A 13047-nucleotide genomic window follows, 5' to 3' on the forward strand; every position below is an offset into this window, starting at 1 on the left:
ATCCATAAAGCCTTTGCGGACACCATCCAAGCCAAGAGCAAGCACTGGGTTGGGGTGCAAGGGACAAATGGCAACGGGAATTTCTACTATGCCGGAAGTGACCGGATAGAGACTGCGAAGTTAGGATTGTAAGGAGGGATCAACCATGGAAACTCTATTGGGGTATGCTCAAGATTATTGGGGGCTGCTGCTTGTCGTGGTGGTCTTTATCATCTATCTGATCAGCCAGGGAAGGGCTAAAGCAGGCCAGATTGTGCTCTCGCTGATGCTGAGGTTGGAGAAGCAGGCGGAAGAGTACGCGCCGCAGACCGGGGAAGAGAAGTTTGGCTTCGTGGTGGAAAAGGGGTATCAGCTTTTGCCCAGGTATGTGAGGTTGATGATTAGTTATAGGATGTTTGAGGAGCTGGCAGGCAGGCTTTACGAGGAAGCCAAGAATTATTTGTCGAGCTTAGAGAAGCCTTTAGACGAAGAATAAGCATAGCAAAGCCCTCTCTCGCTTGATGCGGGGGAGGGCTTATATTTTTTTATACTTAGTTTCTTCTAAGTTTCCACTTTTTTTGATAACTCATATTGCAGATATGGTATGATTTACTAAAGGCATATTTATAGGGAGTGATGCATGTGGAAAACGAAGAGAAAAATCTTTTTCTGCTCAATCTATATTTTGAGGAATGGAAATTTCGACAAGAGAACCTATGGAAAAGAATACTGCAGTTCTTTGTGGTGATTTTTTTCGTATCGACTTTACCTTTGACAATAGGAATTTTCAATGGTGTAAAACTTCCACAAATATCTGTAATAATGTTTCCAATTGCAGGTATACTCCTGACGCTTTTTTTTCTCTGGTTTTGTCTTGCTGAATCTATCAGGATCAATACGATTGATGGAAAAATTAAAAGGATTATGGCAGATCATTACCCAGAAGAATATGTCAAAAATGAGTTAGTCCCACTAACAAAACCATATCAGAAAAAAGAAAAAACATGGGCTATATTTAGGTGGCGTATGGCCATTTGGGTGCCCGTCACACTATCTGCGATGGAAATCGTTATAGCTATTGCCGTGATTTTTATTATTATAATAGGGGCATTACCGAGTATATAAGTTGCTCCGACAGGGACTCCTACTTATTTTTCAAAGATCAAATAAATCTATGTCAAGGCCAGCCATGCATGACCAGCTCGAAGCGGGATCCCGCGACGCTCCGGAGAGCGTTTCGGCTGCTTCCCGGGCAGCCATCGTCAGGCGGGGTTATTATATTTGATACTGAGTTAGGTACTTTTTATCTGAGCACTTACAACCAATGGACTTCAGGATTAGATCGGCCTCTCTATCTGGCTTAGCGGAGAAATCCCCGTTGATGTTTTTAAATAACGTAATTTCTTCGTTATTGAGGAGCAGAAACAGTCGCCATGCTACGGCGTATTTTCTGGACCTGATTAACTCGGCGTGCTTCTCCATGAGCTTTGCTTTCATCTTCATCCATCCTTTCTCTGCCGGGTTTAGCCGCCCGGCTTTCGGCTTTTTTTACTCTGCGATATACTCGCACGTTACCAGCAACGGATTGATTTTAATCTGGTTGTCCGTCAGGTGATAGATTTGGTTCCCGGCATCATCGTTACCCCAACTCTTTTACGCTTGTGCCTGGGTGGCCCCACAGCCCCTTAATAATCTGAGGGTTTACCCGACTTGCGTATTCAATGCCCCTGTTACTGCCGTCTAGCAGTCCAAATGTGATTTTATACATCGTGGTAGCCTCCTTTATGTAATCACTGTGCTGATGTTTTTTATTAGATTTGTTATTATGAGTTTAAGGAGCGTGGTTATCATGATTGAAAATAGGCTAAGTGAAATAATGGGCAGAAAAAGGCTTAAAATATCTGAAGTATTGGAAGGAACCGGCTTGGCCAGGAATACAGTGGCCGACCTTTACCACGGAAGAGCAAAAGGCGTACAATTTGAAACACTGGATAAGCTCTGCACCTATCTTGATATCGAAGTAGGAGAGCTACTCACGCACGAAAAAAGCACCGAGGAATAATCTGCAGCATGGAGGAACTATGCTAAAATACGACGCAATCACAATCGGCAAGAGCGTAACAGCACACCGCGAACATCTTGGTATGAGCATAAAAACTCTGGCGCGGAAGACAGGTATATCCGTGATACGCATCAAGAAAATAGAGGCGGGGGAGAGACGACCGCATATAGCTTCATTAGCGTGGATTGCCTGGGTACTAGGTATGACTATAGATGATTTGGTGACGGCTGAAATAGCCCACGAAAAAAGCACCGAAAACTAATCCGGTGCCTGTCACATCTATGGCGATAGGGACATATAGTGTAGTGGGTCGAAATTTTTTCTCAGGAGCAGAAACCCGGTGCAAAGTTATTGTGCTGGGGTTCTGCTTTTTATGGTTGTCACACTTGGCTAAATGGGGGCATATACTTATAGTGGGTGTGCGGTACTGTCAAATTGATCGGCTCCTTTTAATATAAAGCAAGAGTCCCTGGTGGTCGAACGGGGGTTCTTGCTTTTCTCGGGAGTGTTTGTCACACTTGGCTATCTAAGAGCATATAGTATAGTGTATCAATGACCTTGATATCCCTTACCCCTGTAAGGGTGCCGCTAGTTGTAAGCAGAAAATCCTTGGTACGGTCGCCAGGGGTTTCTGCCTTTTTTGTATTAGGGCTGTCACACTTGATTATCTAAGGACATACAGTATAGTGGGTTCGGAAATGATTGTCATGGTTGTTTAAGGTTTTTTGCCTGGGAGCAGAAACCCGGTCGCATTGTTGGTCGGGGTTCTGCTTTTTTTTGTTACGTAGGCATCGTCTACATTTTGCCAACGGTGAAGGAGTTTTGATATAAAACGGCTAATAATTGAGAGTAAGGAAAAATAAGTGTATTTCCTATGGATGCAGCTATTAGCAAGTGTAATAGGTAACACTACACAATAAAGGGTAAGGATAGATGTTGAAAGTTCTATATACAGTGAGTGTGGAGACTGTTGTTTGTTTGTCCAGAAGAAATCCAGGCGGAGAGATTTAATTATGAAAGATGTTATGTTTTACAAGGATTATATCAGCTTGGTACATTACAGCACCGAGGATGAAGTATTTTACGGCGAGCTTGAGGCTTTTGAGGAAGCCGTGGAAGATTATCTTGAACTATGCCGGTTGAACGGAAAAGAGCCGGAAAAAGTCTATAAAGGAAGCTTCAACGTAAAGATAAAACCTGAGCTTCATAAAAAAGCCGCGCAGATGGCCACAATCGGGAAGGATGGTCCTACCGGCACTTTCTCCGACCGCAATGGAATAATTCCCTGGTAAAGACTCAACCGCGCTTCAACATATATCGCCTTGCTTTAGAGCAGTATAATTAGCCTCATCAGGATTAGACCAATTATACTGTTTTATTTTTTCTAGAAATACCCCTAAAGAAGTATTAGTGGACTCCTTATTCCATATAACGGAGAACGGACAGGCGGGTACTCCTTCAATATCAATGAATTTCACGTTATTCATACCTTGGACCGGGGCGAGCCTTGAAAGAATTGAGATGCCAAGGCCGGCCTGGACCAGCATCAGAGCGGTTTCGGCAAGGGGGCAGGTAGTGGTGATGTTTGGCGTGAACCCTGCGTTTTGGCATAGGCGTATCGTGTATTCGTAAGGGCTGGGCTGAGCACCCTGAGAGACCAGGATAAATTGTTCATCCTTAAGCTGGGCCATATGGATGGTGTTTCGGTCGGCTAGAGGATGGTCCTTGGCTACAACGACGGCCGGATAGGTATGAGTTAAGACATAGGATGCTGAAACAGGTGCATTTTCTTCCCTAAGCGATATCATGAACCCAAGATCAGCTTGCTTGTCGGAAACGGCACGTTCGACTTTGCCCCAAGGAAGGCGCTGCAGATTAACTTCAATCAGGGGATATTCGTGATTAAACTGCTTAACTAGTAAAGGGATATGAAATGATAGACTGGTGCTGATGAAGGCAATGGTTAATTTCCCGGTTCGTTTCCTGGAGGCTTCGCTTACCTTGCGCAGGATTTCTGGCTCTTTGGCGAAGATGCTTTCCGCCTCGTCAAGCAAGACCTTTCCGGCTTCGGTTAAAACGAGGTTGCGGTTAGTTCGAAGGAAAAGGGCGGTTCCAAAGTATTTTTCCAATTCGGCAATATGCTTGCTTAAGGCAGGCTGGCTGACGTAGAGTTCTGCGGCAGCTTTGGAGAAGTTAAGCAATCTGGCAACGACCGTGAAGTATTTGAGTTGGCGATAATTCATGATTCGTATCACCTCAATCTGTTATATCAAAAGATTATACTTAGTTAGAATTATAATGTATTTTTAAAATTCTTAAAGACGCTATATGCTTAAGTAAAGGGGTTCCAGATTCCCTAATCATTATGTACAGGAGGTGAAAAAAATGATGATTACCCGTGTTCCATAGTTGGTTGCCGCAAGGAGGTGAAGCAGTTTCCCAAACTAAGGAGGAAAGAGGTTGAATAAAAAACAAATTCTTTTTATGAACTTTATGATATCCTTGGTTTTCAGTATCGCGATGGGTTTTTTTATGCTTTTGATCTATACGGGGGGAATCATGCCGGGATTCCTGACGTCATGGCTGAGTTCGACGCTCATCGGCTTTGTGGTGGCATTTCCGCTGTCCTTAATTATCGTTCCGCCCATCCAAAAATTATCTCTGAATTTATTTAACCAGAGTGTCCACACCCGCACCATAAAATATCGCTGAGATGGGGGGATGATGATACATTATGGCTGTGCAGGAAAATGCAATTGAAAAACCTAATAGCTACCTTAACAAGCGGGCATTATTTATGAGCATTGGTATGGCTTTAACCTTTTCTATGGTAATGTCGTTCGTGATGACCATCGTAAATATAGGCTTTACAGGCGGTTTTTGGATAGTCTGGCTATCCAGGTGGCCCGTGGGTTTTCTCACCGCCCTACCATTGTCTTTTTTTCTGCCGCGGTTTTTCGCCAGACTCGCTGATAAATTGAAACTCTAGCAAGTTAAAAAGTCATACATAATCCATAACTGTCGCTTAGATAAAGAATGACGGCAATGATTTGAACGAAAAAGTTGGTGAATGAGGAAATATGTGCTAAAATTAATGAGCAGGTCATCCTGCTTCGGGCTTGTAGCTCAGTTGGTTAGAGCACCGTGTTCACATCGCGGGGGTCGGAGGTTCGAGCCCTCTCAAGCCCACCAAATCATTGAAAAATGGGTAGACACAGTTACACGATTCAATCCGATAGCTTGACAGATTAAAAAACGGATTCAGAGCAAACCATGGCCTGAATCTGTTTTATTATGATAAGCTATCCATAGCCAAATACAAGGTGTCGGTAGTGTCAATAATCTTGCGCAGGTTTATTGTTCTGCTTGGCAGTAGGTATATATGACCCCAGAGCAGGATTTGATATGGGGGTGACGGATGCTGCCGTTAAGAATGGGGAAAGGAATACACTAGACAATGAAGGCATTAGGCAAAGAATTTTATAATAGAGATTCAGTGATCGTTGCCAGAGAACTTTTCGGTAAGACGCTTGTGCACGAAGTAGAAGGACAGAGAATTTCGGCAAAAATTGTTGAGGCAGAAGCATATATGGGAATTGAAGATAAAGCGGCACATTCCTATGGCGGAAAAAGAACGGCAAGAGTAGAGGTCATGTATGGCGGGCCGGGATTCTCTTACAGTGATGCTCCAATTATAAAACGGGGGTTTTATTTAAACTGGTGATTCATTCAGATGGGAGTGATGCTAAAAACACCTCACGGTATTTTTCTAGAACGTGAGGATTGTGGAAATGCGCCAACAGTAAGGGAGAATGAAGCTGAATATAAATCAGACATTGACGGTTAAAATTTCAGGTTAAGGAGCAACTGATTATGGGCGACAACAAAAAATTTTGGAACCGGTATTCCGGGCTTTATGACTTCGAGATTAATCGGTTTAGCAAAGGGGCATACGAAGAAATGTACCGTCTGATGTCGGAAGTACTGAAAGCCGATATGCGGGTTTTGGAAGTTGCCACCGGAACCGGTTTGATTGCCCTTGGTATAGCCAAATTTGTCCGGCAGGTTGAAGCGACGGACTTCTCCCCCAAGATGATTGAAACCGCAAAAAAGAAAATTGCTCCGCCAAATGTTAAATTTTCTATTGAAGACGCTACGGCATTATCCTTTGCGGAGGATTCGTTTGATGCGGTCATCATTTCCAATGCTTTGCATATTATTCCGGACCCCGAAGCAGCGCTTGCGGGCATCCGCAGGGTATTGAAACCGGGTGGGTTACTGATCGCGCCGACCTTTGCCCATGGGCACCTAAAGAACTCTACCTGGAACCTGAACGCCAAAATACTGAAGCTGATCGGGTTTGAAACTTACTCGAAGTGGACACCGGAGGAATATACCGGGTTTATTGAGAGAAATGGTTTTTCTGTTGGCCGGCGGAAAGTATTAAGAGCCGCATTTCCGCTTGTTTATCTTGAGGCGGCTAAAGTCTGCTGATCTTTATGAAATTAGGCATAGAAATGCAATACGAAGATAAAAATATCCGGCTTACTCAGAAATCCTTGTCCGTGAACGGCGGTGATGAAATGGATATTAGCATGAGGTATCAATCTACTCTGGAATTATGCCGTTTAAAATTAGAGCAAATGAAAAGCTCGGATCTAAAAGTACAGCAGAAGATTAACTGGATGATAAACGTTGTTGATATCCAGCTGAAAAAGATTGCTCGTTAGAAATATTGGGAAAGAATAAGAAGGAGTATCACCAAACGCAAAATAAAGGAGAGGAAACCATGATTATACCTTATCTTACATTCAACGGGAATTGCAAAGATGCACTGAATTTCTACCGCGCCGTCTTCCATTGTGACGAACCCAAAATCCTGACCTACGGTGACTATATGCCAGAGGGATCAAAGACGCCGCCTGAATTGCTGCGTACTTGGGTTATGCACGCCGAAATGAACGTCTGCGGTACGAACATCTGGTTTGCCGATGAAGCTACGCCGCTCAAGAGTGGCGACACTATCAAACTAACCGCTACGGTACCTACGGGAGAGGAAGCGGCGACTATCTTCGTTGCGCTTTGCGTGGGTGGCGAGGTGACGCTCCCGCTGACCGAGACCTTCTACAGTGTATTCCATGCCGCAGTGACAGACAAGTTCGGCGTGAACTGGAATGTTGTCGCTGAGGAAGCGCCGAAGCAAGTGAAGGGATGAAGAATGAATAACGAACGTGTATACAAAATGAAAATCTCCAGTATCTACCCTCTGTATATTCAAAAAGCTGAGCGTAAAGGACGCACGAAAGCGGAAGTCGATACCATCATCCAATGGCTGATAGGCTACGATAAGCAGGGATTGCAGTCTCAAATTAATAGAGAAGCGGAGTTCGCGTCGAGGAAATCGAAGACTCATCATGAAAGAACTTAGGGTATATGCGCTGGAGAATCAGTTAAAGCCTTCATGGACGGCATATAACCGGTGGGGCGTAAAAGGGAAGAAAATTCCCTTGCGTTTTAGCAAATCCGGAGATGCCTTTATAGAAAAAACCTATCTTACACATTATGTTGTCAATACTACTGATAATGTGAGGTGAAACAGAAGATATGCTGAAACCGAGTGAAGTTAAAAAAGCAGCAAAGATGATGGAGGCTGACAATTTCAGATTCCGTTCCTTCCTGAAGAATCATGCCGATGAAGAGGAGCTGGATAAGCAATTTCTGGCATTGCATAACGAACTGTTTGCTGATTATGACTGCAGGAGTTGCAGAAACTGCTGCAAAATGTATAAAGGAACATTTCAAGAAGAGGAACTGGAAAAAGCGGCGGGATACATGAAGCTAACAGCTGATCAGTTCAAAGAGTTCTTTCTGGAATTCGACCAAAGAGAATACAACTATAAAAAACCAAGCACCGGCCCTGTGATTTCTTAGATGAAGATGGAGAATGTAAACTGGGTGATGTGAAACCTGAAAGCTGTAAGACGTATCCGTATACAAACCAGCCGGAAAGGTTAGAAAGTCTTTACAGTGTGTTGAATGTGGTTGAAGTGTGCCCGGTAGCTTTTGAGATATTGGCAAGATTAAAGAAAGTTTATGGATTTAAAAGCAGGCGACGCTATTGATTTGACCATTATGAAAGTGAAGACCAAAAGACAGCGAAAGATGGCTAAATTATGAGTGGAGAGATTCCAGCAAGGAGGAAACATGAAAAAGATAGTACCGTCATTATGGTTCGGTGACAATAATTGTGAAGAGGCAATAAATTACTACGTAAATATATTCCCCAATTCTGAAATACAGAAAATTGTAAAGTATCCTAATGAAGCTCTTGATGAACATTTTAAAGGTATGTCCGGTAAAATAATAACTGCTGAATTTACATTAAACGGACAAAAGTATCTTGCGTTGGACGGCGGCCCATACTTCCATTTTAATGAAGCTATATCAATGACGATCGAGTGTGAAGACCAAGATGAGATCGACTACTTCTGGGGTAAGCTGTCTCATGTCAAAGAGGCGGAGCAATGTGGTTGGGCTAAGGATAAGTTTGGTCTGTCCTGGCAGATCGTACCCTATAACATGGGAGCCTTAACCGGCACGGATGCTCAAATACAGGCGATGATGAAAATGAAAAAGATCATCATCAGGGAACTTGAGGAAGCCGGGTCTCTTTAACTTTGATAATCGTGTAATAAAAAACAAGTCTCTTTTGGAAAAGAAGTTATTGAGGTAGGGTGTGATACTGTGAAAATATATGTTTCAGCTGATATTGAAGGAATAAGCGGAATTGTTGCTGTTAATCAGGTTTTGCCTGGGGAGCGGGATTATCAGAGATCAAGAGAACTTATGACCCAAGAGGTTAATGCAGCCATCGAAGGAGCTGTTGAGATTGGTGCAACAGAAATCGTTGTTAATGATCTTCATGGTGCCGGAACGAATATACTTATAGAATCTTTAAACAATAAAGCTCAATTAATTACTGGTTCGTCCCATAAGGGTGCTATGATGGAAGGACTAGATTCATCATTTGATGCAGTAATATTTATAGGCTATCATTCCAGAATGAATGTAAGCGGAGTTTTGAGTCACTCTTTCCATGGCGGTGTGATTTCAAACATCAATATAAATGGTAAAGATGTTGGCGAGTTTTATATGAATGCATGTGTTGCAGGTCATTTTAATGTTCCAGTTGTTTTGGTATCAGGTGACAACATTCTGGAGGAGGAAGTAAAAGACGTGCATACTGCAATTGAAACAGTTGTAGTTAAAAGGTCATATGGAAGGTATGCAGCAAAATGTTTAACACCCTCTGTAGTATTTAAAAAAATAAAAGATAAAAGTAAAGCTGCCCTAATCAATGCAAGGAATATTGCTCCTATAAAAATACAAGAGCCACTGGAAATGAGAATTACTTTCTTGAACAGCGGTCAAGCTGAATCGGCATCAATAATGCCTGGAGCAGAACTTGTTGGCCCCAATAGTGTATTGTATAATGGAAAAACAATTATGGATAGTTATAGAGCATTAACAGCTATGATAAAAATCGCAAATAGTAATTAACTTATTGATCTATTAACAACATTATTATATGCACATAGGTGGCATACCCTTGGTACCGTGATAATCAGAGAAGGAGACTTCCTCATAATGACACAAAGCGTGGATAATAAGAAAAGTAAAATGACAGCTGATACAGCATTTGTTGTCACAGAATGCGGTGGTTTGTTCGATTTTCTAACACTTAAGTTAACCCATCAGTCAAGAAATAACCTAAAGTCTTTGCTTAAACACAGACAGGTTACTGTGGATGGACGTGTCGTTACCCAGCACGACTGTCCCCTGAAAGAAGGACAGACGGTACGGATAGTCCGCTCAGTAATTCGGGGGCAAAAAGAGAAAGATGCCCTGCAAATTTTATATGAGGATGCTGATTTGATCGTAATCAATAAGCCGGCTGGCTTGTTGGCTATAGCTGATCATAAAAATAGTGTTTCCGCTTATCATTTGCTGATGGATTATGTGCGCCGGACTAACCCGAAAGCCCGTATCTTTATTGTTCACCGTCTGGACCGGGACACCTCTGGGGTACTGATGTTTGCCAAAAACGAAAAGCTGAAACTAGCGTTGCAAGATAATTGGGGCAGCCTGGTATCGCAACGGGGTTATGTGGCAATCGTGGAGGGGCGGCTTAAAGAAAAAAGCGGCAGAATCCGCTCCTGGCTCAAGGAACAAAGACGCTGCTTGTGTATTCCAGCCCCAAGGAGGGGGACGGTTTGGAGGCCATCACGAACTATCAGGTGATCGATGAAACCCCCGATTATTCTCTATTGACTATTCAACTGGAAACAGGCCGTAAGAACCAAATCCGCGTGCACATGAAGGAATTAGGACATTCTGTCGTGGGTGATACCAAATATGGTGCTAAAACCAATCCTTTGAAGCGATTAGGGTTGCATGCGTACAAACTGGAACTCAGGCATCCTTTTTCTAATCAAGTGCTATGCGTTGAAACAGAAGTGCCAGAAAATTTTAAAGCGCTATTAAAGCGCTGAATAGATTAGGCCTACGCATAAACTGTTTATAATAAAAATATTCCTACTGACTATGGAAATAGGTCATGACGGAAAAGTGGCCAATTTTATTAATATTAAAGGATTAAAGGTGAAACAAGTGTTATTAAACGAACTAAAGATAATCACTCCGATTCAGAAGGCGCTGGCAGCGCAAGGATATTCAGAGGCAACCCCTATCCAGGCTGAGGCGATTCCGCACCTGCTTGAGGGTTTGGATTTGTTGGGATGTGCCCAAACAGGCACAGGCAAGACCGCCGCTTTTGCAATTCCGATCTTGCAAAGCCTTTCCATGGGGCAAGGTTTGCTAAAAGGCAAAAGACAGATCAGGGCCTTAGTTCTCGCGCCGACCAGGGAACTGGCGACTCAAATCGCAGAGTCCTTCACTGCTTACGGAGTCAACTTGCCCCTAAGGACGCTGGTCATTTTTGGCGGCGTAGGGCAGGCTCCGCAAACGAGGAAACTGGAAAAGGGAATTGATATCCTGGTGGCAACCCCGGGCAGACTGCTTGACTTAATCAACCAAGGATTTATCGATTTAAGCCATGTGGAACATTTTGTGCTTGATGAGACCGATCAAATGCTGGATATGGGTATGCTTCACGACGTAAAAAGGATTATCACTTACCTTCCCAGAGAAAGGCAGAACATGTTGTTTTCAGCAACCATGCCGGTTGAAATAGAAAAGCTCGCGGATACCATCTTAAAAGGACCTGTGAAGATTGCAATGACGCCGGAATTTTCTCCGCTTGATATCATTGAACAGGAAGTCTACTTTGTGGATAAGGTAAACAAGACGGCCCTGTTGACTTATTGGCTGAAAAACAACGAATATGATTCTGTCCTCGTATTTTCGCGAACAAAACATGGTGCAGATAAAATAGTAAAAGAACTGAATAAAAAAGGATTTGCAGCAGTGGCGATTCACGGAAACAAATCTCAAGCCAACAGGGAGCAGGCTTTGCATGCTTTTAAAAAACGGAAAACAAGAATTCTTGTTGCAACGGATATTGCTGCCCGCGGGCTGGATATCCAAGAGCTTTCCCATGTCATCAATTACAACCTGCCAGAAGTGCCTGAAACCTATATTCACAGGATTGGCCGTACAGGCAGAGCCGGCCTTGGCGGCAAGGCAATCACGTTTTGTGACTTTGAAGAAAAATCCTTATTGCGCGACATTCAAAAACGAATCAGCAAAACATTACCTGAAGTGAAGGAGCATCCCTATCCATTGGTCAACACTGTTATCGAGCCAAAAACGAAGACCCCTCAGCGAGCAGCTGCGGCAAGGCCTCAAAACCCTGCCACAGCCAAAACAGCAGCATATTCCAAACAAGGTGCGTATAGATCAAAGCCAACTACCCGGCAGAGCTAATAGATAAGCAGCTCCCCTACCTCGGCGTTGAGGTAGGGGAGCTGCTCACGCACGAAAAAAGCACCGAAAACTAACCCGGTGCGGAGGTACATATGACCAAACTCGATGCCGTCCAAATCGGTAAGAACATAGCCCTGCGCCGCGAGCAGCTTAGCTTATCTGTCGGGGAGCTGGCACAGCGGGCAAAGCTGCCGGTGAGGAGCATACACCGCATAGAGGCAGGGGAGAGGCGGCCGGATATCGCGGCGTTGGCGAGGGTGGCTTGTGCCCTGGAGATTGCCTTAGAAGAAGTGCTATCGAAAAAATAATCCCCGACGTCAGGGGTTTGTCACATCTACAGTGATTGGGACATATAGTATAGTGGGCTGCGGCAAGGCATCCACTATCTACCTCCTTTTTCTTTAATATAGAGCAAGAACCCTTGATGGTCGGACGGGGGTTCTTGCTTTTTATGGGGACAAATTGGAGACAACACCTAGTTCGAACTATATTATTTCACGCTAATCTGTACCGGGATGAAAAGAAAAACCCCTGAAAAATCAGGGGCTAGATAGACTTCTACTTATCTATAGTGGGTGCGACTAGGTGCATCATAACTCGACCAAAGTAATAGCCATGAACCCATCGTCGCGATGGAGCCACTTGCTTTGTCAGTCACCGATTTGTGACATCTGCTGCTGATATTCTTCAAAAGAAATCTTTCCACCAAAAAAGAGTACGTTTATCATCTGTGCTTTTTCGGCCTTGGTATGTGGTCTATCATTATCTAGTAGTGTCAATCAAAAAGTTTACCACCGTGACAGCCAAAAAATTGACCACCCTCCAGGCGGTTACTTCAGTTAATTAATCGTTAATTTTGTTTCCCTTGCTCTGCTTAAACCGGTAGGATTCACCTATGAACGGAATAACATGGGCATGATGGGTTATCCGATCCAGTAAAGCTACGGTTAGTGCATTGTCGCCAAATACCTCCCCCCAACGGCCAAATTCCAGGTTTGTGGTTATGATCAGGCTGCCACGTTCATAGCGTTCTGAGCAGAACTGGAAAAGCAAAGGACTGC

Annotated in this window: 20 protein-coding genes, 1 tRNA gene and 2 pseudogenes; 20 read left to right on the forward strand and 3 right to left on the reverse strand. The window is 43.7% G+C overall.

Annotated elements, in window-relative coordinates:
- The 3 genes and pseudogenes from BUA14_RS28925 to BUA14_RS26820 form a co-directional block, all read left to right on the forward strand.
- Positions 1 to 132 (forward strand): annotated as a pseudogene (locus BUA14_RS28925) (N-acetylmuramoyl-L-alanine amidase); the annotation flags it as partial.
- A gap of 13 nt (positions 133 to 145) precedes the next feature.
- Positions 146 to 475: a hypothetical protein gene (locus tag BUA14_RS26815; RefSeq protein WP_072775391.1), complete on the forward strand. Its 330-nt coding sequence runs from the start codon at positions 146 to 148 to the stop codon at positions 473 to 475.
- 146 nt (positions 476 to 621) lie between these two features.
- Positions 622 to 1104 (forward strand): hypothetical protein, encoded by a 483-nt coding sequence (locus BUA14_RS26820; protein ID WP_072775392.1) that lies wholly within the window; start codon positions 622 to 624, stop codon positions 1102 to 1104.
- Positions 1105 to 1254: 150 nt separating this feature from the next.
- Here the strand turns inward: BUA14_RS26820 and BUA14_RS26825 are convergent, their stop codons facing one another.
- Positions 1255 to 1476 (reverse strand): hypothetical protein, encoded by a 222-nt coding sequence (locus tag BUA14_RS26825; RefSeq protein ID WP_072775393.1) that lies wholly within the window; start codon positions 1474 to 1476, stop codon positions 1255 to 1257.
- Positions 1477 to 1828: 352 nt separating this feature from the next.
- Between BUA14_RS26825 and BUA14_RS26830 the strand changes: the two genes are divergently transcribed.
- The 3 genes from BUA14_RS26830 to BUA14_RS26840 all read left to right on the forward strand — a co-directional run bounded on the left by BUA14_RS26830 (position 1829) and on the right by BUA14_RS26840 (position 3333).
- Positions 1829 to 2041, forward strand: coding sequence for a helix-turn-helix domain-containing protein (locus BUA14_RS26830; RefSeq protein ID WP_072775394.1), 213 nt, complete (start codon positions 1829 to 1831; stop codon positions 2039 to 2041).
- A 19-nt stretch (positions 2042 to 2060) separates the two neighbouring features.
- Positions 2061 to 2303: a helix-turn-helix domain-containing protein gene (locus BUA14_RS26835; RefSeq protein WP_072775395.1), complete on the forward strand. Its 243-nt coding sequence runs from the start codon at positions 2061 to 2063 to the stop codon at positions 2301 to 2303.
- 751 nt (positions 2304 to 3054) lie between these two features.
- Positions 3055 to 3333 (forward strand): type II toxin-antitoxin system HicB family antitoxin, encoded by a 279-nt coding sequence (locus tag BUA14_RS26840; protein WP_242954784.1) that lies wholly within the window; start codon positions 3055 to 3057, stop codon positions 3331 to 3333.
- Between the two features lie 15 nt (positions 3334 to 3348).
- On the opposite strand, the gene BUA14_RS26845 is transcribed toward BUA14_RS26840, so the two are convergent.
- Positions 3349 to 4284: a LysR family transcriptional regulator gene (locus tag BUA14_RS26845; protein ID WP_072775397.1), complete on the reverse strand. Its 936-nt coding sequence runs from the start codon at positions 4282 to 4284 to the stop codon at positions 3349 to 3351.
- A 217-nt stretch (positions 4285 to 4501) separates the two neighbouring features.
- Between BUA14_RS26845 and BUA14_RS26850 the strand changes: the two genes are divergently transcribed.
- The 14 genes and pseudogenes from BUA14_RS26850 (at position 4502) to BUA14_RS26920 (ending at position 12294) form a co-directional block, all read left to right on the forward strand.
- Positions 4502 to 4753, forward strand: a complete 252-nt coding sequence (locus BUA14_RS26850; RefSeq protein ID WP_072775398.1) for a DUF2798 domain-containing protein — start codon at positions 4502 to 4504, stop codon at positions 4751 to 4753.
- A gap of 22 nt (positions 4754 to 4775) precedes the next feature.
- Positions 4776 to 5030, forward strand: a complete 255-nt coding sequence (locus BUA14_RS26855; protein ID WP_072775399.1) for a DUF2798 domain-containing protein — start codon at positions 4776 to 4778, stop codon at positions 5028 to 5030.
- Positions 5031 to 5156: 126 nt separating this feature from the next.
- Positions 5157 to 5233: transfer RNA gene (locus BUA14_RS26860), tRNA-Val, on the forward strand.
- A gap of 265 nt (positions 5234 to 5498) precedes the next feature.
- Positions 5499 to 5720 (forward strand): annotated as a pseudogene (locus BUA14_RS26865) (DNA-3-methyladenine glycosylase); the annotation flags it as partial.
- Positions 5721 to 5914: 194 nt separating this feature from the next.
- Positions 5915 to 6535, forward strand: a complete 621-nt coding sequence (locus tag BUA14_RS26870; protein WP_072775400.1) for a class I SAM-dependent methyltransferase — start codon at positions 5915 to 5917, stop codon at positions 6533 to 6535.
- A 295-nt stretch (positions 6536 to 6830) separates the two neighbouring features.
- Positions 6831 to 7256, forward strand: coding sequence for a VOC family protein (locus tag BUA14_RS26880; RefSeq protein ID WP_072775402.1), 426 nt, complete (start codon positions 6831 to 6833; stop codon positions 7254 to 7256).
- Positions 7257 to 7259: 3 nt separating this feature from the next.
- Positions 7260 to 7469, forward strand: coding sequence for a DUF2200 family protein (locus BUA14_RS26885; protein ID WP_084078889.1), 210 nt, complete (start codon positions 7260 to 7262; stop codon positions 7467 to 7469).
- Positions 7470 to 7645: 176 nt separating this feature from the next.
- On the forward strand, positions 7646 to 7972 hold the full coding sequence (locus tag BUA14_RS28685) for a YkgJ family cysteine cluster protein (RefSeq protein ID WP_242954785.1): 327 nt from the start codon (positions 7646 to 7648) through the stop codon (positions 7970 to 7972).
- A 273-nt stretch (positions 7973 to 8245) separates the two neighbouring features.
- Complete coding sequence (locus BUA14_RS26900; protein WP_072775403.1) at positions 8246 to 8716, forward strand: VOC family protein; 471 nt, start codon at positions 8246 to 8248, stop codon at positions 8714 to 8716.
- A 69-nt stretch (positions 8717 to 8785) separates the two neighbouring features.
- Positions 8786 to 9601, forward strand: coding sequence for a M55 family metallopeptidase (locus tag BUA14_RS26905; RefSeq protein ID WP_072775404.1), 816 nt, complete (start codon positions 8786 to 8788; stop codon positions 9599 to 9601).
- Between the two features lie 87 nt (positions 9602 to 9688).
- Positions 9689 to 10342: an RluA family pseudouridine synthase gene (locus tag BUA14_RS26910; RefSeq protein WP_282433400.1), complete on the forward strand. Its 654-nt coding sequence runs from the start codon at positions 9689 to 9691 to the stop codon at positions 10340 to 10342.
- Positions 10315 to 10593: an RNA pseudouridine synthase gene (locus BUA14_RS28840; RefSeq protein WP_282433401.1), complete on the forward strand. Its 279-nt coding sequence runs from the start codon at positions 10315 to 10317 to the stop codon at positions 10591 to 10593. The genes BUA14_RS26910 and BUA14_RS28840 overlap by 28 nt, the downstream gene beginning before the upstream one ends.
- Positions 10594 to 10711: 118 nt before the next feature.
- Positions 10712 to 11986, forward strand: coding sequence for a DEAD/DEAH box helicase (locus BUA14_RS26915; RefSeq protein WP_242954787.1), 1275 nt, complete (start codon positions 10712 to 10714; stop codon positions 11984 to 11986).
- A gap of 92 nt (positions 11987 to 12078) precedes the next feature.
- Positions 12079 to 12294 (forward strand): helix-turn-helix domain-containing protein, encoded by a 216-nt coding sequence (locus tag BUA14_RS26920; protein ID WP_072775405.1) that lies wholly within the window; start codon positions 12079 to 12081, stop codon positions 12292 to 12294.
- A gap of 535 nt (positions 12295 to 12829) precedes the next feature.
- On the opposite strand, the gene BUA14_RS26925 is transcribed toward BUA14_RS26920, so the two are convergent.
- Positions 12830 to 13047, reverse strand: a 218-nt coding sequence (locus BUA14_RS26925; RefSeq protein ID WP_178371824.1) for an ATP-binding protein, incomplete at its 5' end; no start/stop codon positions are given.

It is taken from the genome of Desulfitobacterium chlororespirans DSM 11544, assembly GCF_900143285.1.
Classification (GTDB): Bacteria; Bacillota; Desulfitobacteriia; order Desulfitobacteriales; family Desulfitobacteriaceae; genus Desulfitobacterium; species Desulfitobacterium chlororespirans.